The organism is Pseudomonas sp. GW822-FHT06D10, assembly GCF_058799535.1.
This window is the reverse complement of record NZ_JBXALN010000006.1, coordinates 24,680-49,154: the sequence shown is the minus strand read 5'-3', so window position 1 is coordinate 49,154 and position 24,475 is coordinate 24,680. Positions and strand designations below refer to the sequence as shown.

Genomic DNA, 24,475 nt, shown 5'->3' with positions numbered 1-24,475 from the left:
GATCTATTGTTGAAGGCCGCCCTGGGCGCGGCGGTGGTGGTGATTCTGGCGGCCCTGGCCAAGACCCGGAACTACTACATCGCCGGCCTGGTGCCGCTGTTCCCGACCTTTGCCCTGATCGCCCACTACATCGTCGGCAAGGGCCGCTCCCTCGATGACCTGAAGACCACCATCCTGTTCGGCATGTGGTCGATCATTCCCTACTTCGTCTACCTGGCGACGCTGTATGTGATGGTCGATCGCCTGCGCCTGGAAGCTTCCCTGGCGGTAGCCGCCGTGGCCTGGCTGATCGCCGCGACGATCCTGGTCAGCGTCTGGGTGCGCCTGCACGCCTGAGCCCTGCCATTCCCGTAGGAGCGAGCTTGTTCGCCAAGCCTGCGCCGCGGTCTTTCGCCGGCAACCCGGCAACGACCCTGGCCCGACCCTTGCATTTACCCGGCAAAGCCCGCCCAGCCTGCGTTTCAGCCTGATCACGCAGTTTTCTGGAGGGCGCTGCCATGGGTAAAGAACACTTTGAATATCTTAGATCTCGACCACAGCCTGACCGCCCAGGAGCCGATCATCCGACGCCTGAACAGCGGCCAGGCGCGGCGTCTCGACCTGTTGGACCTGGGCCCCAAGCTGCGCCTGTGGTCCACCGAGCGCACCTACCGTCACTTCACCGAACGCCTGCGCCAGCGGCCTCGCCACAGCGGCCCGCAGCCGGAAATCTTCTTTGTCGGCTCCGGTGACTATCACCACCTGACCCCGGCCTTTCTCGGCGACCTGCAAGAGCCGGTGAGCCTGATCCACTTCGACAACCACCCGGACTGGGTACGCCTGGCTCCGCGCCGGCATTGCGGCTCCTGGGTCAACCGGGCGCTGAAACTGCCGCACATCCAGCGCATCGTCACCCTCGGCCCCTGCAGCGAAGACCTGCACAACCCACAACTGCGCGGCGGCAATGTCGCCGCGCTCAAGCACGGCAAGCTGCAGCTGTTCCCCTGGCAGCACGCGCCGTCCAAGGTCTGGGGGCGGGTCGGCGACGGCGCCGGGCACCAGCAGCAGGAAAACCACCTGCATTGGCGCAACCTGGCGGAACTGGACTGGCAGGCCTTTCTCGAACAGATGATCGACAGCCTGCCCACCGAGGCGATCTGGATCACCATCGACAAGGATGTGCTGGCCAGCGAAGACGCCGCCACCAACTGGGACCAGGGCGGCATGCGCCTGACCCACCTGCTGCAGGCCCTGCGCACCCTGGCCGCGCGCAAGCGGATCCTGGGCATCGACGTCTGCGGCGAGTTCGCCCAGCCGGCCTTCAGCAACGCCTTCAAACGCTGGGAAGCCAAGTCCGACCAGCCTCCGGCCGAGCGCTGGAGCCAGGACGACCTGCTGCGCAACTCGGTGACCAATGAAGCCCTGATCTCGCTGTTCGAGGAGCTGTTCCCGTGACCCTGACCGTTGTTCTGCTGGTGGCCTTTTCCATTGTCCTGGACGTGGTCGGCCAACTCTGTTTCAAGCTCGGCCTGGACCGCCTGCCAGAGCTGGAAGGCGGTTTTCGCCTGAACGCTTTTTGGGGCCAGGTGTTCAACGCACCCTTGCTGTGGTGCGGCATCGGCGCCTACGCCATCGAGTTCTTCGTCTGGCTCGAAGCCCTGTCCCGGGCGCCCCTGAGCCTGCTGTTCCCCGCGGCGGCCCTGGCCTATTGCGGCGTGGTACTGGCGGGCAAGGTGGTGCTGGGCGAGACCGTCAGCCGCCGTCGCTGGCTCGGCACCCTGGTGATCACCGCCGGGGTGATGCTGGTGTGCGTGGCCAGCACCTGAGCCTTGTTCAACGAATAGAAGGAAGCGTTTGATGAGTTCCAATACCTCCCACGGCTGGCTGCACGAACGCCTGGGCACCATCGTGCTCTGGGCCCTGCTGATCGGTTTCGAAAGCGCCGGGCAGATCGCCACCAAGGTTGGCGGCGACCAGCTGGGCCAGATGGATTTCAACCTGCAATGGCTGGCGGCGGTCGCGGTCAACCCCGGGGTGCTGATGGCGATTGCCTGCTATATCGGCGCGTTTTTCGTGTGGATGCTGATCCTGCGGCGCAGCAGCCTGTCCCTGGCCTTCCCCTTGAGCTCCCTGGTATTCGTGGTGGTGCTGCTGGGCTCGTGGCTGGGCCTGGGCGAGCAGATCAGCCTGCTGCATTGGGTCGGCGTCTTTGTGATCATCGGCGGGATTGCCCTCTTGGCGGAGGGTGAAGAGGCCTGAGGGCCTCTTTGCTACAGCGAAGGGATGTTGTGCAGGAGCCGGCTTGCCGGCCCCTTCGCTGGCAAGCCAGCTCCTACAGCAACGGGGTCTAGGCCTTGCGGTGGGCAACCAGGAATCCCAGGCCGTGGGACACCGGAATCACTTTCACCCCGGCAGCCCGTTGCTGCTCGCGGATCTCGCGGTGGAAAGCCTTGACCTTGGTCCAGTGCATCTTCGGCCGGTAGTGATGCTCGGCGTGGTAGCCGTTGTTCATCCAGATCAGGTTGTACAGCGGGCTGTAGGAGCTCACGCCCCAGGCGATCGGCAGGTCCGGGTTGCCTCCCAGGTGCTCGTAGTAGCCATTGAGCGACGACAGTGACTGCCCCAGGTACCAGAACGGCAGCAGCACTAGCACCGCGTGCCAGTCATACAGCGCCAGAGCCAGGTAGAAGGCCACTGTGACGCCGATTTCCACCTTTACCCAACGGGCATCGTCAGGCCGCTTGCGCTGCATTTCCTGGTAGATCTCCTTGGGGTCGTCGCGGAAAAAGCTCAGGAAGGTGTAGGCCCAGGGGTTGTCCGGCTGGCCATCCTTGCCATACAGGTAGATGGAGAGCGGGTCGACGGTCTTGCCATTGGCGTCCGGCAGGTCGGAGTTGCCCCGGTGGTGGCGGTTGTGGATGTCGCGGTACAGGGTCTGGGAAAAACCTATGGTCACCGACAGCAGCAGGTCGAAGGCACGGTTCATCCACCCGGGGGTGAAATAGGCGTTGTGGATCTGGTTATGGGAAATGCTGTTGATGCTCCACGACAGGCTGACTGCGTAGAGCAGCGCCGCCGGCAGGATGACCCACCAGGACAGGGCGTGGAAATCCAGCACCAACCACAGCACAAAGGCGAAATGCGCCAGGGCCATGGCAATCGGGATCAGGTCCCAGAGGGAATAGGCGAGTAGACGATAGGCAGGTCGAGCCATGAAGAACTTCCTGAGAAATTGAATTCATGGCGACCATTGCAAAGGCCAGACCAGTTTTTGCTGTAGCCGCCCCAGGCCGTGCTCAGGCCTGGGCGGCGCTCCTCAGAACTTGTAGCTGATGGCGGTCTGCACCTGCCCCTGGTTGACCTCGCCCTTGTCGCGGACGATGGTGCTGTCGGCGGCGGAATTGACCAGGCGCGTCCAGCTGGCACTGGCCACCAGCGCCCAGTTGTCCCCCAGGGGGAAGTGGAAATTCTGGCTCAGGGTGAAGTTCTGCACGCCACCGCTGGCGTTGTACTGGCCAATGCCGGAGGCGAGGGACTCCTTGGCGTCGACGCCGAAGAAGGTCTGGCTCTGGCGGCCATCGGCGAAGTGCAGGGTCAGGTTGTTGCTGCCAATGATGCCCAGGCCCAGCGGGTAGCCGATTTCACCCCCGACCTTGCCCAGCACCCCACCCTGGCCCCCGGCCCCGCCCACCGCCTGGCCCACGGCGGCGAACAGCCGCCAGAAGTCTTCGGGGGCGTACTCGATGAAGGCGCCGATATCGGCCATGTCGCGAACGTCCCGCAGGCCGCGCAGCGCGCCGTCGGAATTACGCCCCTGCAGGTAATTGATGTAGGGGCCGATGCTCAAGCCGTTGCTCTTGAAGGCATCCCAGGTCAGGCCATCATCACCGTTCAGGCTGACATCCCCCCAATCCAGGTCCATGTACGGCAGCGGTACGGTGTCGTAGCTGCTGCCTGTGGGGTCATGGGGTTGATAGCCCAGGCCCAGGCCCAGTTCACCGGTGATGCCGGAGTCGGCCATGGCGCCACTGGCGAGGGTCAGGGAGAGCAGGCCGGCCAGTAAGGCGGGGGAAGAAAGCCTGGGCATGAATGAGTTTCCTTGTCTGAACATGCGCGCATCAATCATCAGAGCGGCCCTTGGGCGCAAGCACTGATGTTCTTTGTAGGGACCTACAAAAATTGTAGCCAGAACTCTACAAATCCCTCTCCTTCCTCGCCAAGGCCCCAGCCCCGCTGGGTTTTCGCCACTTGGCACAGTCCCTGCTCTACCCCTGCCACAAGCGCAAAGAGCGCTCTTATTCAACAGGTAACAGCAGATGATGCACTGGCATATCGTATGTGACTTCGACGGGACCATCTCCCGCGCCGACGTGATCGATAACGTTCTCCAACGCTTCGCCGACCCCAGCTGGGAAGGCATAGAGCAGGAATGGCTGGACGGTCACATCGGCTCCCGAGAATGCCTCAGCCGCCAACTGGCCCTGGTCAAGGCTTCGCCCACCGAACTGCTGGGCTACTTCGACAGTGTCGAAATCGACCCCGACTTCCCCGACTTCGTCGATCACGTGATCGGCCTGGGCGCTTCCATCGAAGTGGTCAGCGACGGCATCGAGCAGGGCATCGCCCGCATCCTGGCACGCAACTACGTGACCCTGCTGCCGATCCTCGCCAACCGCCTGCGCCAGGTCGACCACAACAGCTGGCGCATCGACTTCCCCTACGCCAGCGACGCCTGCCGCGCCGCTTCCGGCAACTGCAAGTGCAAATCCACCCCGCGGGGCAAGCGCGTGCTGGTGATCGGCGACGGCCAGTCGGACATGTGCGTGGCTTCCACCGCCGACTTCGTGTTCGCCAAGGATCGCCTGGCCGACTACTGCGAACGCAACAAGATTCCCCATGCGCGGTTCGACTCCTTCGCCGAACTGCCAGCGCTGCTGGCCAAGCTGCCGAACAACGCCGCCAACGCAACCAATTTCTCTCTTGAAACCCAGGAACTCTTCCACCATGTCTGATATCCGCATCGCTACCGCAGAAGACCAGATCCTTCTGGAAAAAGAAGCCAAGTACTGCTCCTACGGCGATACCGTTCACTACATCGAACCACCGCGCATCTTCAGCCGCTGCGAAGGCTCCTACGTCTGGGACACCAGCGACCAGGCCTACCTCGACCTGCAGATGTGGTACTCGGCGGTGAACTTCGGCTACGCCAACCCACGCCTGAACAACGCCCTCAAGCAACAGATCGACACCCTGCCGCAGATCGCCAGCCAATACCTGCACAAAGGCAAGATCGAGCTGTCGGAAATGATCGCGGTCGACGCCAAGAAGAAGTTCGGCCTCGACGGCCGCGTGCACTTCAACGTCGGCGGTTCGCAGTCGGTGGAGGACTCGCTGAAAGTGGTGCGTAACGCCACCAACGGCAAGAGCCTGATGTTCGCTTTCGAAGGCGGCTACCACGGCCGTACCCTGGGCGCTTCGTCGATCACCTCCAGCTACCGCTACCGCCGCCGCTACGGCCACTTCGGCGAGCGTGCGCAGTTCATTCCATTCCCGTACCACTTCCGCGGCCCCAAAGGCATGACCAAGGAAGAGTACGGCAGCCACTGCGTGCAGCAGTTCGCCCGCCTGTTCGAAACCGAATACAACGGCGTCTGGGACCCGAAGGTCGGCCAGAGCGAATATGCCGCCTTCTATGTCGAGCCGATCCAGGGCACCGGCGGCTACGTGATCCCGCCGATGAACTTCTACAGCGAGCTCAAGCACGTGCTCGACCAGCACGGCATCCTGATGGTGGTCGACGAGATCCAGATGGGCTTCTACCGCACCGGCAAGCTGTGGTCGATCGAGCACTTCGACGTCAAGCCGGACGTGATCGTGTTCGGCAAGGCGCTGACCAACGGCCTCAACCCGCTGGGCGGCATCTGGGCCCGTGAAGAGCTGATCAATCCGGGCGTGTTCCCGCCAGGTTCGACCCACTCCACCTTCGCCTCCAACCCGCTGGGCACCGCCGTGGGCCTGGAAATGTTCAAGATGACCAGCGAGATCGACTACGGCGCGATGGTCATGGAGAAGGGCAAGTACTTCCTGGCCGGCCTGCAGGACCTGCAGAAGCGCTACCCGATCATCGGCGACGTCGACGGCCTGGGCCTAGCCCTGCGCTGCGAGATCTGCACCACCGACGGCTTCACCCCGGACAAGGCGACCCTGGACTACATGGTCGAGGAAGGCATGAAGGGCGACATCGAAATCAACGGCCAGCGCCTGGGCCTGATCCTCGATGTGGGCGGCTACTACAAGAACGTCATCACCCTGGCCCCGTCGCTGGAAATCAGCTATGCGGAAATCGACCTGGGCATCGCACTGCTGGATCGCCTGCTGGATCGGGCCATGAAGCGATGAGCAAGGCTGAGATCGATCTGGGCGAAGGCAGCGCCGGCTTCGTTCTCGGCACGGGTCCGGTCGGGGTCTTGTTGATCCACGGCCTGACCGGCACCCCGACGGAACTCCGTCGGGTGGCCCAGGGCCTGGCCAAGGACGGTACGTGCACGGTGTACGTACCGACCCTGCCCGGGCACTGCGGGGACAACAGCGACCTTCAGGCCACCGGCTGGCAGGACTGGTACGAGGGCGTGCGCAAGACCTTCGCCGATGTACAGCAGCGCCACGAGCAGGTGTTCGTCGGCGGCCTGTCCATGGGTGCGGTGATGTCCATGTACCTGGCCTCCGAGCATCCGGGACGGATCAGCGGCCTGCTGATGTACTCCACCACCCTGAAGTACGACGGCTGGAGCATCAACAAGCTGGCCTTCCTCACCCCATTGCTGATGAAGATCCCCTTTGGCGTGCACATCTGCCGCTTCGAGGAAAAGCCACCCTACGGCATCAAGAACGAACGCCTGCGGGCCATCGTCGAGAAGCAGATGAAAGCCGGTGAAAGCAGCAATGCCGGGCTCCTGACCATGGAGGGCGTGACGGTGCGCGAATTGCACCGGATGAATGCCGTGGTCAAGAAACGCATGCCGTCGATCCTGACCCCGGCCCTGGTGCTGCACTCCAGCGAAGACGACATCACCAGTACCTGGAACGCCGACTACGTGGAGCGCAAGCTCGGCGGCCCGGTGACCAAGATCCTCCTCGACAACTGCTATCACATGATCACCGTGGACCTGCAGTACCAGCGGGTGATCGAACTGAGCGCAGATTTCATCCAGCAGCGAGTGGTGGCACCTGCGGTGCGCGAAGACTACCGACAGCTGGCTTGACTTAAGGAAGAGACGTGATAACCGCCCAAGCCTTTTCAACCATCCAGGCCATCGATCGCAGCGCCTGGAATGACTGTTTCCCAGGGGCCCTGGAGGATTGGGACTATTACCTGGCCGTGGAGAAAGCCGCGATCGCCGATTTTCGCTGGCGCTACCTGGCGCTCTACGAGGGTTCGACCCTGGTGGCAGTGGCGCCGGCCTTCACCACCCAGTACCGGCTCGATACCACGGTCTCCGGGCTGGCCAAGCGCTTCACCGAACGCCTGGCACGCCAGTGGCCCGGGGCCCTGGAGCTGCGCCTGTACGCCATAGGCTCGCCTGTGGCCGAACAGTGCAATGCCGGCACCGCCAGCCATGTGCCTGCGCAACGCCGCCAGGAGCTGCTGGAGCAGTTGCTGCAACTGGCGCGACGCGATGCCGACAGCTTCGGCATCGGCCTGATGGCGGTCAAGGATGCGCCGAGCAACGACCGGCAATGGGCTGCCAGTTGCCTGGCCGCGGGCCTGCAAGCCATGCCGAGCCTGCCCACGGCGCTGCTGCCGGTGCCCTTTGCCTCGATCGACGCCTACCTGGGCACCCTGGGCAAATCCACCCGCAAGGACCTGCGCCGCAAACTCCGGACACCGGCGCCACGCATAGAATGGCGACGCCAGATCGACGACGTGCTGCCGGACATCATGCGCCTCTACGAGGCCACCCTGAATCGTAGCGACCTGCAGTTCGAACGCCTGCCGGCAGGCTACTTCACCGGCATCCTCGAGCAGTTGGGGGAACGCGCGGCCTGCGTCCTGTACTGGGTCGACGAGCAACTGGTGGCCTTCAACCTGGTGCTCATCGACCAGCATCGGCTGATCGACAAGTTCTTTGCCCACGACCTCAGTGTCACCCGTGAGCACAATCTGTATTTCCGCAGTTGGCTGGCCAACGTCGACTACTGTATTCAGCAACGCATTCCCCTGTACGAGTGCGGCCAGGCCGGTTATGCCAGCAAGTTGCGCCTGGGTTGCCAGTTCACCGGTAACATGCTGTTTTTCCGGCATCGCAATCCCTTGCTCAATGCCCTGCTCAAACTGATAAAACGCTTTGTCCGCCCGGATCGCTCCGACCCCGCCATGGCTGCTGCAATAAGCGAAAGTACATGACCAGAAAAGATCGTCGCCCTCCTCGCCCCTTCGCCATTTCCCGCTGGAGCCTGCAACGCAAGCTGGTGCTGGCGTTCTGGCTGGTCAGTGTGATTCCCACCATGATCGCCGCGGAACTGGCGGCCACTACCCTGTCGGAAATCTTCGACAGCAACGTGCGGATCTGGCTGCAGGAGTCCACCAAGATCGTCGAGGACGAGATCACCGAAATCCTCCATGACAACGCGCGGATCGCCCAGCTGTTCCTGCGCTATACGCGCCCGCCCACGGACCGCAATGCGGCCAAGCATGACAAGCTCACCGCCGACATCGCCGATTCCATGGGCATCGACGTGGTGGCGCTGATCCGCAAGAACGATCACAAGGTGGTGTTCACCACTGCCGCCGATGACGTGGTGGGGCAGATCAGTACCGCCTCCAATGCCGTGCTGCAGACCATCCAGGTCGGCGGCGTGGCCACCGGGGCGGTGGTCTCGACGTTCCAGACCCAGCTCGACGGGGTCGACTACCAGTTGCTGATCGCCACCTACCTGGACGCCAGCTTCCTCACCAGCGTGGCCGACGTGCATTCCCTGGATCTGCGCCTGTACCTGGCCAAGGCCGATGACTTCTCGGAAATCTTCGCCACCCAGCGCTTCGAGGACCACCCGCCCCAGGTGCCGCACAAGATCGAAGACATCCTGCGCGCCACCCGCCAGCCCACCGAGCAGTTCACCAGCCGCTACAGCGGCCTGTACCGGCCGATCTTCAACGACAGCGGCGACCTGGTGGGGGTGATCTTCAGCGGCCTGCTGCGCCATAGCAGCCTGGTGGGCCTGGTCAACCAGAGCAACCTGTTCATCCTGATCTTCCTGCTCAGCTCGGCAGCCTCGCTGTGCGTCGGCTGGCTGGTTTCCCAGCGCCTGACCCGACCGCTGCGGGGCCTGTCCAAGGGCGTGCAGGCGGTGATCGCCGGCGACTACCGCCAACGGGTGCCGGTGATCGGCGGCGACGAACTGGCGGAGCTGAGCAGCACCTTCAACCACATGACCGAGCGCCTGGGGGAACTGCAGCACCTGGAAGCCCAGTTGCGCCGCCGCGACCGCCTGCATGCCCTGGGCGAAGTGGCCATGGGCCTGGCCCACGAGATCCGCAACCCGCTGGGCATCATCAAGACCGCCACGCAGTTGCTGCACCGCCGGGCCAACCTGCCGGAAAACGACAAGCGCCACCTGGAATACGTGATCAGCGAGGTCAGCCGGATCAACGACCTGATCACCGAATTTCTCGATTTCGCCAAGCCCAGCGCGCCGATACGCGCCACCCAGCTGGCCCGCCCGCTGGTGGAGGAACTGCTGGGCTTCTGCACCCCGGAACTGGCCACCCACAACATCGACGCACGGATCGACGACCAGGCCCCCGGCGCGACCCTCCACGCCGATGCCCGGCAACTCAAGCAGGCCTGCCTCAACCTGATTCTCAACGCCATCGACGCCATGCCCGACGGCGGCCGCCTGACCCTGGGGATTTCCCAGCGCGAAGACGAAACCATCATCAGCGTCAGCGACACCGGCCAGGGCATCGAGCCGGACATGCTGGAACGCATCTTCACCCCATTCGTCACCACCAAGGCCTCGGGCACCGGCCTGGGTTTGGCTAAAGTCTTCTCGATCATGGAAAGCCATGACGGCCATATCGAGTGCACTAGCGAAAAAGATGCTGGCGCCACCTTCAGCCTGTACATTCCGGCCAACGGTGAAGAAGACGACGAGGACAGTGATGACGCATAACCTGCTGGTGGTCGATGACGAGCCGAAACTCTGCGACCTGCTGTCCTCGGCCCTGAGCCAGAACGGCATCCAGGTATTCACCGCAGGCAACGGCCTGCACGCGCTCAAGGTGCTGGAGCAAGAAGACATCGACCTGGTGATCAGCGACTGGCGCATGCCCGGCATGGACGGGCCGCAGTTACTGGGGGAAATCAAGCAGCGCTACCCGCAGTTGCCGGTGATCGTGATGACCGCCTACAGCACGGTGAAGAATGCCGTGCAGTCCATGCGCAACGGCGCCTACGACTACATCGCCAAGCCCTTCGACATCGACGAACTGGACATCACCGTCAGCAAGGCCCTGCAGTTTCGCGACATCCTCAAAGACAACCAGCGCATGCGCGCCGAGCTCGCAGAGCATCAGCAGATCGACAGCCTGGTGGGCGACAGCCCGGCCTTCCGTCGGGTGCTGCAAGCCGTGGATTCGGTGCGCGAAAGCAACGCCACCATCCTCCTGACCGGGGAAAGCGGCACCGGCAAGGAAATGGTCGCCCGGGCCATCCACAAGCACGGCAACCGGGCCGACAAACCCTTTGTCGCGGTCAATTGCGCGGCCATTCCCGAGGGCCTGCTGGAAAGCGAGATGTTCGGCCACCGCAAGGGCGCCTTCACCGGCGCCGTGGCGGACCGGGTCGGGCGTTTCCAGCAAGCCGACAAGGGCACCCTGTTCCTCGACGAAGTCGGCGACATGCCCCTGGCCCTGCAGGCCAAGATCCTGCGTGCCCTGCAGGAGCGGGTGATCGAGCCGGTGGGCGATCCGCGGGAGCGCAAGGTGGATGTGCGGGTGATCGCCGCCACCAACAAGAACCTGCTGGAAGCGGTGGCCAACAAGGAATTTCGCGAAGACCTGTACTACCGCCTGAATGTATTCCCGATCCCCTTGCCGGCACTGCGCGAACGGGTCGAGGACATCGCCCCGCTGGCCCGGCACTTTGCCCACAGCCTGGGTGCCACCGCCGGCAAGCGCATCAGCGGCTTCAGCCCCGAAGCCCTGCAGGCCATGGCCAGCTACGCCTGGCCGGGGAATATCCGCGAACTGCAGAACTGCGTGGAGCGGGCCACCATCGTCGCCAGCGGCCAGGTCATCGAAGAAAAGGACCTGCCGGGGTATCTGTTCGGCCCCCAGGCGCAGGGCACAGAGAGCAGTGCAGCCATCAGTGTCGGCCCGCAAGTGCCCAGCGACCTGGAAGCGGCCCTGGCGGAAGTGGAAAAGGCCTACATTCTCGCCGCCCTGCAGCAGAGCAACGGTGTCCAGGCGGCAGCGGCGCAGTTGATCGGCATTTCCGAGCGCAGCTTCTGGTACCGGCTGAAGAAACTCGGCATCCAGGTGGACAAGATCGTTCGCTGAAACCGCGGCGTTTCATTCGCCGGCAAGCCGGCTCCTGCACCCAACCGCAAGAGCCGGCTTGCCGCGCTGCCCTAGAGGATGTTGCTGCTATCGAGCGGCTCGATCTGCGCCCAGTGGGAAGTGTCTTCCCGGTGGGTTTGCAGGTACGGCAGCACCGCCGCCAGCAGCGGCGCCTTGAAGGCTTCCTGGAACCGGTGGGCCAGCCCCGGAATCAACTTCAACTGGCTGCCCTGGATCTGCGCCGCCAGGTGCACGCCGTGCATCACCGGCAATAACGGGTCGGCGGTGCCATGCACCACCAGGGTCGGCACCCGCAGTTGCTTGAGCAATGCCACCCGGCTCGGCTCGGCAAGAATCGCCATGATCTGGCGCTTGACCCCTTCCGGGTTGAACGCCCGGTCATAGGCCACCGCCGCCTGTTGCAACAGGACCTGGCGGTCATCGCTGACCTTCGGGCTGCCCAGGGCCGCCAGCAGGTCGGCCTGCTGCTCCAGCGCCGCTTCCCGGCTTGGTGCGTTGCGCCGCGAGAGCAGTTGCACCAGCGCCGCGTTCGGCGCCGGCAAACCTTCGGCCCCGGAACTGGTCATGATCAGCGTCAGGCTCTCGACCCGCCGCGGTTCCATGGCTGCCAGGTGCTGGGCGATCATCCCGCCCATGCTCGCCCCCAGCACGTGGAATTGCTCGATATGCAGGGCGTCCATCAGGCCCAGGGCGTCATCGGCCATGTCGGTCAGGGTGTAGGGCGCCGCCACCGGCAGGCCCAGCTTGTAGCGCAGCACTTCGAAGGTCAGATTGGCGCTGGCCGGGGCCTGGCGCCAAGTGGACAGGCCAACATCGCGATTGTCGTAGCGGATCACCCGAAACCCTTGCTGACACAGGGCCACCACCACCTCATCCGGCCAGTGGATCAGTTGCCCGCCCAGGCCCATGACCAGCAGCAACGCCGGGTCGGAGGTGCGCCCAATGCTCTGGTAGGCCAGGCTCACCTGCGGCAGGTCGACCCGTTGGGTCGGGACATTGACATCGCAGCGCGCGGCCGCAAAACACAGCGGGCCGAGCAACAGCCCGGCCAAGAGTAGAACAGTCGAAAGAAATCGTACCCGCATGAAAAACACCGAAACGCAGAACCCCAGTGGAGCGCGAGTCTGATGAACCTGGATGATTCGCGCTGCCACAGTTGCGTGACAATTTGATGAAGATTGCCCCAGCGGTACTTTTTCCGCGGCTAGGGTCGGCGCTTGCCCCTGGCACTCGGTGCACAACACACAGGCGTTGTCGCCCGTATCGGCAAAGATGCTCGCGAATCGATGAACGCGGGATGGTCGACAGGCCCGTCAACATGAGACAAACTCAACCTTTTCGCTTTAACCACAAAATTCACTCATGGAGATCCTGGTGCTCGAAATCCGTCACCTGAAGACCCTGCACGCCTTGCGCGAAGCCGACAGCCTGGTGGAAGCCGCTGAACGCCTGCACCTGACCCAGTCCGCCTTGTCCCATCAGTTCAAGGAGCTGGAAGAGCGCCTGGGCATGCCGCTGTTCGTGCGCAAGACCAAGCCGGTGCGTTTCACCAGCGCCGGCCTGCGCCTGCTGCAACTGGCGGATGCGACCCTGCCCCTGCTGCGCGGCGCCGAACGCGACATTTCGCGACTGGCCGGCGGCACTGCCGGGCGCCTGCACATGGCCATCGAATGCCACAGCTGCTTCCAGTGGCTGATGCCGACCATCGATCAGTTCCGCGACGCCTGGCCGGAAGTGGAGCTGGACCTGGCCTCCGGCTTCTCGTTCGCTCCGTTGCCAGCCCTGGCCCGGGGCGACCTGGACCTGGTGGTGACCTCCGACCCGCTGGAGCTGGCGGGTATCACCTACGTGCCGCTGTTCACCTACGAAGCCATGCTCGCGGTCGCCAACCAGCATCCGCTGGCAAGCAAGCCATACGTAGTCCCGGAAGACCTGCTGAGCGAAACCCTGATCACCTACCCGGTGGAACGCGACCGCCTGGACATCTTCACCCGCTTCCTGGAACCGGCGGACATCGAACCGGCCCAGGTACGGACTTCGGAACTGACGGTGATGATGATGCAACTGGTGGCCAGCGGCCGGGGCGTGTGTGGGATGCCCCACTGGGCCCTGCACGAGTACAGCTCACGGGGTTATGTGAAGGCCAAGCGGCTCGGGGAAAAGGGCCTGTTCGCCACCCTGTACGCGGCGATTCGCGCCGACATGCTGGATGCGCCCTACATGCGCGACTTTTTGCTCACGGCCAAGGACACCTCGTTCTCGACCCTGGACGGCGTCAGCGCCGTACGCTGACCCCAAGCAGGCTTGCCCAGGAGCCGGCTTGCCAGCGAACCGGGATCAACCTTCGGCCGGCAATTGGCGCCACATGTGGATCTTGTCGAAATAGTCCTCGCCCACCCGCACTGCCTGGGGTTCCAGGCCGAACTGGACGAAGCCGCAGCGCTGGTACAGGGCCAGCGCCGCTTCATTGCCGGCCGTCACGGTCAACTGGATCAGGCGCAGCCCTTCGTATTCAGCCGCTTCGGCCAGCAGCCCCTGGACCAGGCGGTAGCCCAGCCCGCTGTTGCGCTGCGTGCCGGTGACATAGAGGCCGAACAGGGTCGCCTTGTGCCGGGCCTTCTCCCGCAGCTCGAAGGCCAGGCCGACGATCCCCAGCAACCGCCCTTCGGAAAACGCCCCCAGCAACAGGTCGAGCTCGCCGTCCAGGCGTGCGGCCCACCAGGCCAGAGGCAGTTTTTCCCGCTCTTTGACGCTGGAGGTGAAGGCCTGGGGATGGCGCTCATAGGCCTCGAGCATCAAGGCCCGGTATTGCTCCACATCGTCAGGGGTCAGGCGCTGGATCTGCATGCTCAGTCGAGGGTCTTGTGTCCGGTAATGAATGAAGCGCATTTTATCTTGCCGCCCTGCACTTCATAAATGGCCACGGTTTCCAGGGTGCCGCTGCCGTCGGCGAAGGTGCGGCTGATCAGTTCGTGATCGACCACCACGTTGCCCATGACCGTACGCTGGATCAGCCGGGCATGCAGGTTGGGTTCCTGGAAACGCACCACGGCCCGAGCTCGTATTTCCTCGTGCCCCCTGGCCAGCAAGGTGGCCGGATGTTCGTATTGCCGGGCATCTAAGGCATAAGTCGCCAGCCAGGCCTCCAGATCCTTGCGGTTGTAGGCCTGCAGTTGTGCTTCTACCACCGCTTGCGGGCTTGGAAAATCACTCATGCTGGCGCTCCTCGATCAGTTGACGCGACGCTGTTCGAACATCAGGCGCACGGCCAGCCCCGCCAGCACAAAGCCCATGAAATAACGCTGCACCGAGAGCCAGGTGGGGTTGCTGGCAAACCAGGAGGCGATACCGGCGGCAAACAGGGCGATCAGCAGGTTCACCGAGAAACTCACGCTGATCTGGGTCAGGCCCAGGATGATGCTCTGGGAGAACACCGAACCGTGCTCGGGGTGGATGAACTGCGGAAAGATCGACAGGTAGAACACCGCGATCTTGGGGTTCAGGGCGCTGGTCAGAAAACCCATGGTCACCAGCTTGCGCGGCGAATCCGCCGGCAGCTGCTGGGCTTCGAAGGGCGAGCGCGCGCCAGGCTTGAGGGCCTGCCAGGCCAGCCACAGCAGGTACAGGGCGCCGGCCCACTTGAGCACCTCATAGGCCATGGGCACCGCCATGAACACCGCGGTCAGGCCCAGCGCGGCGGCGAACAGGTGGACGAAGAACCCCGCCACCACCCCCAATAACGACGTCACCCCAGCCTTGCGCCCCTGGCAGATCGAACGGGAAATCAGGTAGATCATGTTCGGCCCCGGGGTCAGCACCATCAGCAGGGAAGCAGCGGCGAAGATCAGGTAGTCGTGGAGTGGAATCATGGCAATCCTTGGCAATGGGAGGGGGTCAGGCGTGGCCCGCTCGGGCCTTGCGATAAAACGGCAAGATCAGATCGCGTGTCAACGGCGCAAGGAACAAATCTCCATCGCCGGCCGGGTCGATCCAGCGTACTTCCTCGATCTCTGCCGCCGGGGTCACCGGGCCATGGATATGGACCAGGAACACCTCGGCTTCCACCACATGCCCCGGCTCGTTGGCCGCCGGTGCCGAGAACTGTTGCAGGTAACGGGCCTGGGCCGGGTCGATGCGCAATCCCAGTTCTTCTTCCAGCTCACGGGCCAGGGCGTGCACCGGCTGTTCACCGGCTTCGATCTTGCCACCGGGCTGCATGAAGGCCTGGGTGCCGCGCTTGCGCACCAGCAGGGTCTGGCCGTCGGCACCGATCAGCAGGGCAGCGGCGATACGAATGATGGAGGGTGCAGCAACGGACGACAGCGACATGGGAATCCGGGAGCCTTGAGAATGAGGGCGCAAGGATCACATGCGCGGCGGCGGCTCGTCATCCGCCGCCGGTATTTTTCGATGTGACCGCCACCCGATTTCAGGCCCTTGCCTGCTGTTCCTGGGGCAACTTGACGAACACGCTGTAGCGGGCGCCCTCCATGGTTTCAAAAGCGATCAGCTTGTCCACCAGCGGCAGGTTGAGCACCTTGCCGGCGTTGAGCAGCAGCATGCCGTTATCGGCATTCAGGTTGCGCGCCAGGATCATCCCCGCCGCCAGCTCCCGGGTACTCAGAACCTTCACCGAAGGGTCGCCCAGGGTCACGTCGCTGAGGTAGACCGCACACACCTGGATGAAACCTTCCACCAGGTCCGGGTCGTACAAGCGGCCGGCGTACTTGCGGATGAACACCAGGGCCTCGTCGCTGTTCATGTGCCGTTCCAGGATCAGCCCGCACTGCAACTCGATGAAGTCCACCGCCAGCTTGAGCAGCCGCGAGCCCAGGGGAATCGCGTCGCCCTTGAGGTGGTCGGGAAAACCGCTGCCGTCCCAGTGTTCCTGATGATGGCGGATCAGCCGCGCGGCGTCCTGCACCGGTTCCAGGGTCATCAGCAACGATTCGCTCTGCGCCGGATAGGCCCGATAACGCTCGCGCTGATGGTGATGCAGCAAATCCGCCGGGCTGGTCATCATGCTGTCGCTCCAGCTCAGCTTGCCGATGTTGTGCAACGCCGCGGCCATGGCCAGGTCACGCTGGGCGCCAGGGTCGATGCCCTGGACTTTGCAGTAGGCCCGCACCAGCTCGATGATCCGCCGGTTGGTCTGCTTGTCCGCGGGCAAGCGCTGGTTGACCAGCAGGGAAAACAGCTCGGCGCCAGTGGCGTAGCTGTGCTTGAGCTCCTCATAGGCCAGGTCGAGCATGTCGGCGGTCTGCTGCAGCTCCGAGGTGCGTGCCGCCACGCGTTTTTCCAGCAGCGTGTTGAGCGCCTTGAGCTCGGCATTCTGCTGCTGGGCCAGATCCTGCAGGCGCAGGCGCTCGCGCTCGGAGTGCTGATGCTCAAGGGCCTGGCGCAGGGCCAGCAGCAATTCCTGGTCATCCCAGGGCTTGCTCAGGTAACGGTAGATCTCCCCTTCGTTGATGGCCTTGGCAATCAATTTCAGGTCCGGGTCGCCGGTCAGCAGGATGCGGGTGGTGCTCGGGTACTGCTGATGGATGCGCGCCAGCAGGGTCGGGCCATCCATCTGCGGCAGATGGGCGGCGCTGATCACCAGGTCCACCTCCCGGCTGGCCAGGAGCTGCAGGGCCTGGGTGGCATCGCGGGCGAAATGCAGCGTGTAGGGAAGCGGGCTGAGCAACTGCTGCAGGCGTTGCAGGATCACTTCCTGGCTATCGACCAGCAGAATCTCGGGTCGGCGTGTGACAGTGGCAACGTTTAGCTCACCCATGAGACACCTCGGGTCAACGTCGATGCACGTGTCCTTCATTGTTAGAGCTGGCAACGGTAATCCCTGTTGCCTGATTGAAGACTAGAAGAATTTCCAATCGAGATAGTGGCTTTTTAATACCATCGGTCCGCTGCGGCTGCGCCGCCAACCGCCTTCAGCGAGTGTTGCGCAGTGGCAACACTCGCCCTGCATGCCATCACTGGGCGGCTTTGGCGCCGGAACCGAAGGAAGCGAAACGCTTGTTGAAGCCGGCGATGCGGCCTTCGGACTGGGTCTTGCGCTGCTGGCCGGTGTACACCGGGTGCGAGGCGCTGGAAACATCCAGCGCCACATAGGGGTAAGTCTTGCCGTCGCTGTAGGTGTGGCTGCGATCGGTATCGACGGTGGAGCCGATGAGGAAGTACACGTCGGCAGCGGTATCGTGGAAAAGCACGGTGCGGTAGTCAGGATGGATACCGGGTTTCATGAGGCCTCCTGGGCATCTGGGTGAGCTGAATGCGTTATACAATAACATATCCAAATCACCCAAACGAGAACCGATTGCAATAAGGAAACTGTCGACAGTTCTATGCCGCTTCCTGAAAATCCATTTCCGGAGGCTGGCGGGAGAAACCGCGAGTGAGGAAACCCAGGTACACCAGGCCAATAACCAGCCAGCTCGCCCCCAGGTAGATCGCCAGGTGATCGAGGCTGGACATCAGCCACAGATCGGCCGCCAGACCGATGAGGGGGAAGATCAGGAACAGGATCAACTCCCGCAGGCCACGCTGCCGGCCCCCCACCCAGTAATGAAAGATCACCGACAGGTTGACCAGGCTGAAGGCCAGGAAGGCGCCGAAATTGATGAAGGACGTCGAGGTGGTGACATCCAGCTTCAATGCCAGCAACGCCACCACGGCGCACAGCAGGATGCTGTTGACCGGGGTACCGAAACGCCCGTGCAGGCTGCCGAAAAAGCGCTTGGGCAAGACGCCGTCGCGGCCCATGGCGAACAGCAGTCGCGAGCCGCTGGCCTGGGCCGAAAGCCCCGAGGCGAACTGACCGACAATCAGCCCGATCAGGAAGATCGAGACGAACAGGTCGCCGCCGATATTGCGCGCAATCTCGTAGGCCGCCGAATCCACATCGGCGAACTCGAAGGACGGATGGGCAACCTGGACGAAGTAGGACACCGCGACAAAGATCAGCCCGCCCACCAGGGTGATCAGCATGATCGCCCGGGGAATGGTCCGCCGTGGGTCGCGGGTTTCCTCGGTCAGGGTGCTGACCGCGTCAAAGCCCAGGAACGAATAACAGGCGATTGCCGCCCCGCTCATGATCAGCGGCAGGTGCATCTGCCCGTTGAAGAACGGTGCCAGGGTGAACAGCGGCCGCCCGGCCTCGCCACCAAGGTAGTGGATGCACAGGCCGACAAAGGCGATCAGCACCAGGAACTGCACCAGCATCAGCAGGCCGTTGATGCCGTTGGCCAGTTTCAGGCCAACGATATTGATCGCGCTGGTCACCCCGATGAAAGCCAGCACCCAGACCCACTGCGGTACACCGGGAAACGCCGAATGCAGGTAAGCGGCGCCGATCAGCCAGATGGCCATGGGCAGGAACAGGTAATCCAGCAGCACCGCCCAGCCGGCGATGAAACCCAGCTTGGGGCTGATGGCCTTGCGCACATAGCTGTAGGCCGAGCCGGCCACGGGAAACGCCGCGGCCATGCGCCCGTAGCTCATGGCGGTGAAGAACATCGCCACCAGCGCCGCCAGATAGGCTGCCGGCACCATGCCAGCGGTGGATTGGGCGAGGATGCCAAAGGTGCCGAGGACAATGATCGGCGTCATGTAAGCGATACCGAACAGCACTACCGCGCCCAATGAAAGGGTGCGTTGCAAGCGAGCCATGAGCGAGTACTCCGCAATTATTAGATTTATGGCAGGACTGAAATGAGTGCAGCAGGGGGTCTTTCTTATGGGATTGGCCGTCCGCGGACGGCCCTTTCAGCGGATCGGAATCAGCAGTTCACGCACGCCATCGCCGTGTTCGAGCACTTCGCCCGCAAGCTTCAGGCGCTGGTCTTCGAGGTAGCGGTAGTCCTGGCGCGCCACCTGCAGTTGCTTGAGATCCAACTCGACCTTGAACTGACCTTCCTCGCGCCCGGCTTCGAACAGCAGGCTGCCCAGGGGGTCCACCAGGGCGCTGCCGCCGGCGAACAGCAGGCCGCCATCGCCTTCTTCCACTCGGTTGACCATTAGCGCGAACGCCTGGTTTTCCTGGGCCCGCGCCATGATCGCGGTACGGTGGGTGGGCCCGTAGGGGTCCATGTTGCCGTTGGTCACGATCAGCAGTTCGGCGCCCAGTTGCGCCAGGGCCCGGGCGCTTTCGGGGAACTCGATGTCGTAGCAGATCAGCAGGCCGACCCGCACACCGTTCCACAGGCAGGTGGCGTAGCGGTCACCGGGGGTGAACACACCGCGGTCGGACGCCCACAGGTGGGTCTTGCGATAACGCAGGGCGATGCCCTCGGGGGTAATCAGCAAAGTGGTGTTATAGAATCGGCCGTCGTCGTTTTCGGCCATGCCGATCACCACCGCGATATTGCGCGCCCGGGCGGCCTGGATCACGGCCTGCACGGTGGGGCCATCCAGCGGCTCGGCCACGGCGGCCACGGTCTCGGCGCTGGGGAAACCCATCAGGTGGGTTTCTGGAAACACGATCAACCGGGTATCGGCGGCGCAGGCGGCAATGGCCGCCAGGGCCCGTTCCAGGTTGTAAGCTGTGGCGTTATCACGGCCCGCCAACTGGGCCAGTTCAACCTTCATGGGTATTCCTTGTTCTTTGGCTGTGCCGCAGTATGCGCAGCAGCAACCGGCCCGCAAATCACGCAGCCGGGGTAACCCGATAGGGGTAGATGCATGACATTGTCGCTGGATGACATCGCCTGGCACCGCTCGGTGGGGCAGATGATCGAAGCCCTGGACCAGGCCAGTTTCTGGCCCCAGCTGGTGCGCCTGCTGGAGCAGTACGTGAGTTTCGACAGCTGGGTGGCGCTGCTGTTTTGCAGTGAGCGCAAACCCCTGGTGTTCGCCGAATGCCCGGGGGAGGACGGCAGCCCCGACCAGTTGTTCCAGGACTACCTCAACGGCCTGTACCTGCTCGACCCCTTCTACGTTGCCAGCCGCGAACAATCGCGCAGCGGCCTGTTGCGCCTGGCGGAGGTGGCCCCGGAACACTTCCAGCTGACCGAGTACTACCAACGCTACTTTCGTCTGAATGTGGTGGCCGATGAGATCCAGTTCAATTGCCAGCTGGCGGACGGCCGCACCCTGTGCCTGTCCCTGGGTTCGCGACAACGCTTCGCCCCACCCCAGATCGCCCTGCTGTCACTGATCGAGCCTTGGGTGGTGGCCTTGCTGCGCCAGCGCCTGCCCCACGAAAGCATTGAGCAAGACAACCCAGCGCAATTGCATCCAATGCCCGATTGGCGCAGCCAGCTGGACCACTCCATGCAACAACTGCGGGGCGCACAACTCACCGCCCGGGAGCTGGATGTGGGGCGCCTGATGCTCAGCGGTTGCTCCAACAAGGAGATCGCTCGTAAGCTGGAAATCTCCGCCGAAACCGTGAAAGTTCATAAAAAGCACATCTACAGCAAGCTGGGCATCAAATCCCAGTCCGAGCTGTTTTCGATTTTTCTCCAGGCGCAAAGCGCCTGATACCCCTTCAGGGCCGCCCCGGCAGCCCCACACAACAATAAGATCTTGTGCACCCATAAGAATGAGTACTGATAAACGACCTTAATGAGTCCGAACCAAGGAAACCGTATGAGCCTGTCCCTTCTGAGCCGCTACGCCTTCTTTGCCGCCTGTGTGATTTTCACCCTCGCCAGCCTGCCCTTTCTCGAACACGACTGGCTCTGGCCATTCGCCCTGGTCACCGGCCTGCTGAGCCTGCTGGGGATCTTCGACCTGCTGCAAAGCCCGCACGCGGTGCGGCGCAATTACCCGATCCTGGGCAATATCCGCTACCTGGTGGAAGGCATCCGCCCGGAGATCCGCCAGTACCTGCTGGAATCCGACAGCGACGCCCTGCCCTTTTCCCGCGCCCAACGCTCCCTGGTGTACTCCCGGGCCAAGAACGAAAGCGCCGACAAACCCTTCGGCACCCTGATCGATGTCTACCAGTCGGGCTTCGAATTCATCGGCCACTCCATGCGCCCGGCGCCCCTGAGTGATCCCAACAGCTTTCGCGTGACCGTCGGCGGCCCGCAATGCACCCAGCCCTACTCGGCCTCGGTGTTCAACATCTCGGCCATGAGCTTCGGCTCCCTCAGCGCCAACGCCATCCGCGCCCTGAACCAGGGTGCCAAGCTCGGCAACTTCGCCCACGACACCGGTGAAGGCAGCATCAGCCCCTACCACCGCGAACACGGCGGCGACCTGACCTGGGAACTGGGCAGCGGCTACTTCGGCTGCCGCACCAGCGACGGCCGTTTCGACCCGGAGCGCTTCGCCGTGCAGGCGCAGAACCCCCAGGTGCGGATGATCGAGATCAAGATGAGCCAGGGCGCCAAGCCTGGCCACGGCGGCATCCTGCCCAAGCACAAGGTGACCCAGGAAATCGCCGACACCCGGGGCATCCGCATGGGCGAGGACTGCATTTCACCGTCGAGCCACAGCGCCTTTTCCACCCCGATCGAGATGATGCATTTCATCCAGCAACTGCGTGAGCTGTCCGGCGGCAAGCCGGTGGGCTTCAAGTTCTGCCTGGGCCACCCCTGGGAGTTCATGGGCATCGCCAAGGCCATGCTGGAAACCGGCATCCTGCCGGACTTCATCGTGGTGGACGGCAAGGAAGGCGGCACCGGCGCGGCCCCCGTGGAGTTCACCGACCACATCGGCGCACCGATGCGCGAGGGCCTGCTGTTCGTCCACAACACCCTGGTGGGCCTGAACCTGCGGGACAAGATCAAGCTCGGCGCCAGTGGCAAGATCGTCAGCGCCTTCGACATCGCCAGCGTGCTGGCCATTGGTGCCGACTGGGCCAACTCGGCCCGGGGCTTCATGTTCGCCATCGGCTGCATCCAGTCCCAGAGCTGCCATACCAACAAGTGCCCCACCGGTGTCGCCACCCAGGACAACCTGCGCCAGCGCGCCCTGGTGGTGCCGGACAAGGCCCAGCGGGTATTCAGCTTCCACCGCAACACCCTCAAGGCCCTGGCGGAAATGCTCGCTGCCGCCGGCCTGCAACACCCTTCGCAACTGGAAGCCAAGCACCTGGTGCGACGCATGTCGGCCACCGAGATCAAGCTGTTCTCCCAGTTGCACGTGTTCCTCAAGCCCGGCGAGCTGCTCACCGGCGAGGTCAACGGCGAGTTCTACTCGCGCATGTGGCAACTGGCCCGGGCCGACAGCTTCGAACCCAACACCGAAGCCGCCGCTTAAGCCCCATTGCCCAGTGCTCCCCGGTTGCCGGGGAGCGCGGGGCATCACCCAAGGAAGATTGCAATGCTCAAGGTCATCGCTGAAGATTTCATCCAGGCCGAACACCTGGACACCGTGCGCCCGTGGTACGCCGAACTGGTGGAAAAAACCCGCCAGGAACCGCTGTGCATCGCCTACGATCTGTTCGTCGATCAGAAAGACCCCGGGCACTTCATCTTCGTCGAACAGTGGCCGGACCAAGCGGCCCTCGACACCCACTGCCAGACCGAGCACTTCACCCGCCTGGTGCCGCAGATCAATGCTTTTCAGCGCCGCGAATGCCGCGTGCTGTTGATGAACGAGTTCTAGAAAACCCGACCCAGACCTTGCTTGACCGGACCACCGAAAGCAGACCCGAACCCCACTGACCTTTCGGAGACCCGCCATGCCCTTGCTGTCATTCGAACAACTGTCCCGCCAACTGCCAGCGCCCTGGCAATCCACGCTGGTGGGCCAGGTCGGCCCGGCCCGCATCAAGGTGCTGCGCATGGACGGCCAGCCCTACCCGGAAGAAACCCACGACTTCAACGAAGGCCTGTTGGTGACCCAGGGCTGCCTGCATCTGGGCATTGGCCAGGCCGTGGTGGAAGTGGCGACGGGCCAGATGTACCTGGTGGAGGCCGGCCAGGCCCATAGCGTGCTGCCCGGCAGCCACGGCACCCTGGTGATCATCGACGTCTAGCCTGTCTCGCATCGACTCAATCGCGGTAACCACCTGCCCAAGGTCGGTCCGACCAGAGGGCCCATGCACGGAGAAGCCCATGCCTCGTCGTCTGTTTGCAGTGATCGCTTTACTGATGTCCTTCAACAGCGCCTTTGCCGGCGAACGCTGGCAGAGCCTGCCGCCCACACCGGCCCCGGTGGCCGGGGCGCAAGCCGGTTATGCCGAAGTCAACGGCATCCGCCTGTATTACAGCAAGCTCGGCCACGGCTCACCGGTGGTGCTGCTGCATGGCGGCCTGGGTAATGCCGACTATTGGGGGCTGCAGGCCAAGGCCCTGGCCGCCCGGCACACGGTGATCAGCGTCGACAGCCGCGGCCACGGGCGCAGCACCCGGGACGCCCGGCCCTACGGCTACGACCTGATGGCCGACGACGTGATCGCCCTGCTGGACCAGCTGAAGATCCCCCGCGCCGATTTCGTCGGCTGGAGCGACGGCGCGATCCTCGGCCTGGACCTGGCCATGCGTTACCCGCAGCGGGTCGGCAAGGTCTTCGCCTACGCCGCCAACACCCAGACCTCAGGGGTCAAGGAAGGCGTGGAGAACAACCCGACCTTCGCCGCCTACATCGAGCGCGCCGGCCAGGAGTACACCCGCCTGTCACCCACGCCCAAGGAGTACCCGGCCTTTGTCGAGCAGATCGGCCACATGTGGGCCAGCCAGCCGAACTGGAGCGACGCCGACCTGGCGAAGATCAAGACGCCGGTACTGATCGTCGATGGCGACCACGATGAAGCCATCAAGCGCGAGCACACCGAATACATGGCCCAGGCGATTCCCGGCGCCGGGCTGCTGATCCTGCCCAACGTCAGCCACTTCGCCTTCCTCCAGGACCCGGGCCTGTTCAATGCAGCCCTGGAACATTTCCTCGACGAAAAATAGCCCCGGCCATCGCCATGGATGCCCCTCTTTCCAGGGACGTCCACGGCAGGCAATATGCATAAAC

Annotated in this window: 27 protein-coding genes; 16 read left to right on the top strand and 11 right to left on the bottom strand. The window is 63.5% G+C overall.

Annotation, left to right across the window (positions count from 1 at the left end):
- The first annotated feature begins 6 nt into the window (after positions 1 to 6).
- The 4 genes from AC1RL5_RS20810 to AC1RL5_RS20795 all read left to right on the top strand — a co-directional run bounded on the left by AC1RL5_RS20810 (position 7) and on the right by AC1RL5_RS20795 (position 2,238).
- On the top strand, positions 7 to 336 hold the full coding sequence (locus tag AC1RL5_RS20810; RefSeq protein ID WP_169892259.1) for a GlpM family protein: 330 nt from the start codon (positions 7 to 9) through the stop codon (positions 334 to 336).
- A 177-nt stretch (positions 337 to 513) separates the two neighbouring features.
- A complete protein-coding gene (locus AC1RL5_RS20805) occupies positions 514 to 1,434 on the top strand; it encodes an arginase family protein (RefSeq protein ID WP_011063132.1) in 921 nt (306 codons plus the stop codon).
- Positions 1,431 to 1,805, top strand: coding sequence for a DMT family transporter (locus AC1RL5_RS20800; protein ID WP_011063133.1), 375 nt, complete (start codon positions 1,431 to 1,433; stop codon positions 1,803 to 1,805). Before AC1RL5_RS20805 ends, AC1RL5_RS20800 begins: the two co-directional genes overlap by 4 nt.
- 31 nt (positions 1,806 to 1,836) lie before the next feature.
- Positions 1,837 to 2,238 (top strand): DMT family transporter, encoded by a 402-nt coding sequence (locus AC1RL5_RS20795; protein ID WP_011063134.1) that lies wholly within the window; start codon positions 1,837 to 1,839, stop codon positions 2,236 to 2,238.
- Positions 2,239 to 2,326: 88 nt separating this feature from the next.
- On the opposite strand, the gene AC1RL5_RS20790 is transcribed toward AC1RL5_RS20795, so the two are convergent.
- Together AC1RL5_RS20790 and AC1RL5_RS20785 are read right to left on the bottom strand one after the other, a co-directional pair.
- Positions 2,327 to 3,193, bottom strand: coding sequence for a fatty acid desaturase family protein (locus AC1RL5_RS20790; RefSeq protein WP_072450843.1), 867 nt, complete (start codon positions 3,191 to 3,193; stop codon positions 2,327 to 2,329).
- Between the two features lie 102 nt (positions 3,194 to 3,295).
- Positions 3,296 to 4,066: a MipA/OmpV family protein gene (locus AC1RL5_RS20785; protein WP_072450844.1), complete on the bottom strand. Its 771-nt coding sequence runs from the start codon at positions 4,064 to 4,066 to the stop codon at positions 3,296 to 3,298.
- Between the two features lie 229 nt (positions 4,067 to 4,295).
- Here AC1RL5_RS20785 and AC1RL5_RS20780 point away from each other — a divergent pair, with 229 nt between their 5' ends.
- The 6 genes from AC1RL5_RS20780 to AC1RL5_RS20755 are packed head-to-tail and all read left to right on the top strand — an operon-like array spanning position 4,296 to position 11,539.
- Positions 4,296 to 4,991 (top strand): HAD-IB family phosphatase, encoded by a 696-nt coding sequence (locus AC1RL5_RS20780; protein WP_072450845.1) that lies wholly within the window; start codon positions 4,296 to 4,298, stop codon positions 4,989 to 4,991.
- Entirely contained in the window at positions 4,984 to 6,378 is a 1,395-nt protein-coding gene (locus AC1RL5_RS20775; RefSeq protein WP_011063138.1) for an aspartate aminotransferase family protein, read from the top strand. The genes AC1RL5_RS20780 and AC1RL5_RS20775 overlap by 8 nt, the downstream gene beginning before the upstream one ends.
- Positions 6,375 to 7,241, top strand: coding sequence for an alpha/beta hydrolase (locus AC1RL5_RS20770; protein WP_041119697.1), 867 nt, complete (start codon positions 6,375 to 6,377; stop codon positions 7,239 to 7,241). Before AC1RL5_RS20775 ends, AC1RL5_RS20770 begins: the two co-directional genes overlap by 4 nt.
- Positions 7,242 to 7,255: 14 nt before the next feature.
- The gene (locus AC1RL5_RS20765) at positions 7,256 to 8,383 is read left to right on the top strand and encodes a GNAT family N-acetyltransferase (protein ID WP_015636831.1); all 1,128 of its coding nucleotides are present in this window, start codon (positions 7,256 to 7,258) and stop codon (positions 8,381 to 8,383) included.
- Positions 8,380 to 10,152, top strand: a complete 1,773-nt coding sequence (locus AC1RL5_RS20760; protein WP_072450846.1) for a sensor histidine kinase — start codon at positions 8,380 to 8,382, stop codon at positions 10,150 to 10,152. The genes AC1RL5_RS20765 and AC1RL5_RS20760 overlap by 4 nt, the downstream gene beginning before the upstream one ends.
- Positions 10,142 to 11,539: a sigma-54-dependent transcriptional regulator gene (locus AC1RL5_RS20755; RefSeq protein ID WP_072450847.1), complete on the top strand. Its 1,398-nt coding sequence runs from the start codon at positions 10,142 to 10,144 to the stop codon at positions 11,537 to 11,539. The genes AC1RL5_RS20760 and AC1RL5_RS20755 overlap by 11 nt, the downstream gene beginning before the upstream one ends.
- Before the next feature lie 71 nt (positions 11,540 to 11,610).
- On the opposite strand, the gene AC1RL5_RS20750 is transcribed toward AC1RL5_RS20755, so the two are convergent.
- A complete protein-coding gene (locus tag AC1RL5_RS20750) occupies positions 11,611 to 12,645 on the bottom strand; it encodes an alpha/beta fold hydrolase (protein ID WP_015636833.1) in 1,035 nt (344 codons plus the stop codon).
- A 289-nt stretch (positions 12,646 to 12,934) separates the two neighbouring features.
- Between AC1RL5_RS20750 and metR the strand changes: the two genes are divergently transcribed.
- Positions 12,935 to 13,852 carry a transcriptional regulator MetR gene (metR, locus tag AC1RL5_RS20745; protein WP_011063144.1) on the top strand — a complete coding sequence of 306 codons (918 nt, stop codon included), beginning with the start codon at positions 12,935 to 12,937 and terminating at the stop codon, positions 13,850 to 13,852.
- 45 nt (positions 13,853 to 13,897) lie between these two features.
- Here metR and AC1RL5_RS20740 read toward each other — a convergent pair whose 3' ends face one another.
- The 8 genes from AC1RL5_RS20740 to AC1RL5_RS20705 form a co-directional block, all read right to left on the bottom strand.
- Entirely contained in the window at positions 13,898 to 14,407 is a 510-nt protein-coding gene (locus AC1RL5_RS20740) for a GNAT family N-acetyltransferase (protein WP_053153541.1), read from the bottom strand.
- A gap of 2 nt (positions 14,408 to 14,409) precedes the next feature.
- Positions 14,410 to 14,775 carry a nuclear transport factor 2 family protein gene (locus AC1RL5_RS20735; protein WP_072450848.1) on the bottom strand — a complete coding sequence of 122 codons (366 nt, stop codon included), beginning with the start codon at positions 14,773 to 14,775 and terminating at the stop codon, positions 14,410 to 14,412.
- A gap of 15 nt (positions 14,776 to 14,790) precedes the next feature.
- Entirely contained in the window at positions 14,791 to 15,429 is a 639-nt protein-coding gene (locus AC1RL5_RS20730) for a LysE family translocator (protein WP_011063147.1), read from the bottom strand.
- 25 nt (positions 15,430 to 15,454) lie between these two features.
- The gene (locus tag AC1RL5_RS20725; RefSeq protein WP_015636837.1) at positions 15,455 to 15,889 is read right to left on the bottom strand and encodes an NUDIX hydrolase; all 435 of its coding nucleotides are present in this window, start codon (positions 15,887 to 15,889) and stop codon (positions 15,455 to 15,457) included.
- A gap of 100 nt (positions 15,890 to 15,989) precedes the next feature.
- The gene (gene nosR / locus AC1RL5_RS20720) at positions 15,990 to 17,336 is read right to left on the bottom strand and encodes a response regulator c-di-GMP phosphodiesterase, NosR family (RefSeq protein WP_015636838.1); all 1,347 of its coding nucleotides are present in this window, start codon (positions 17,334 to 17,336) and stop codon (positions 15,990 to 15,992) included.
- A gap of 196 nt (positions 17,337 to 17,532) precedes the next feature.
- Positions 17,533 to 17,802, bottom strand: coding sequence for a type B 50S ribosomal protein L31 (locus AC1RL5_RS20715; protein ID WP_011063150.1), 270 nt, complete (start codon positions 17,800 to 17,802; stop codon positions 17,533 to 17,535).
- A 100-nt stretch (positions 17,803 to 17,902) separates the two neighbouring features.
- Entirely contained in the window at positions 17,903 to 19,228 is a 1,326-nt protein-coding gene (locus AC1RL5_RS20710; protein WP_072442627.1) for an APC family permease, read from the bottom strand.
- 96 nt (positions 19,229 to 19,324) lie between these two features.
- Positions 19,325 to 20,146: a carbon-nitrogen hydrolase family protein gene (locus AC1RL5_RS20705; RefSeq protein ID WP_015636841.1), complete on the bottom strand. Its 822-nt coding sequence runs from the start codon at positions 20,144 to 20,146 to the stop codon at positions 19,325 to 19,327.
- Positions 20,147 to 20,239: 93 nt separating this feature from the next.
- On the opposite strand from AC1RL5_RS20705, the gene AC1RL5_RS20700 reads away from it, so the two are divergent.
- The 5 genes from AC1RL5_RS20700 (at position 20,240) to AC1RL5_RS20680 (ending at position 24,411) form a co-directional block, all read left to right on the top strand.
- Positions 20,240 to 21,040, top strand: a complete 801-nt coding sequence (locus AC1RL5_RS20700) for a helix-turn-helix transcriptional regulator (RefSeq protein ID WP_011063153.1) — start codon at positions 20,240 to 20,242, stop codon at positions 21,038 to 21,040.
- A gap of 108 nt (positions 21,041 to 21,148) precedes the next feature.
- Positions 21,149 to 22,768, top strand: a complete 1,620-nt coding sequence (locus tag AC1RL5_RS20695; RefSeq protein ID WP_011063154.1) for an FMN-binding glutamate synthase family protein — start codon at positions 21,149 to 21,151, stop codon at positions 22,766 to 22,768.
- A gap of 63 nt (positions 22,769 to 22,831) precedes the next feature.
- Complete coding sequence (locus AC1RL5_RS20690) at positions 22,832 to 23,116, top strand: putative quinol monooxygenase (protein ID WP_011063155.1); 285 nt, start codon at positions 22,832 to 22,834, stop codon at positions 23,114 to 23,116.
- Positions 23,117 to 23,192: 76 nt separating this feature from the next.
- On the top strand, positions 23,193 to 23,489 hold the full coding sequence (locus AC1RL5_RS20685; protein WP_011063156.1) for a cupin domain-containing protein: 297 nt from the start codon (positions 23,193 to 23,195) through the stop codon (positions 23,487 to 23,489).
- Positions 23,490 to 23,568: 79 nt separating this feature from the next.
- On the top strand, positions 23,569 to 24,411 hold the full coding sequence (locus AC1RL5_RS20680; protein WP_015636843.1) for an alpha/beta fold hydrolase: 843 nt from the start codon (positions 23,569 to 23,571) through the stop codon (positions 24,409 to 24,411).
- The last annotated feature ends 64 nt before the right edge of the window (positions 24,412 to 24,475 follow it).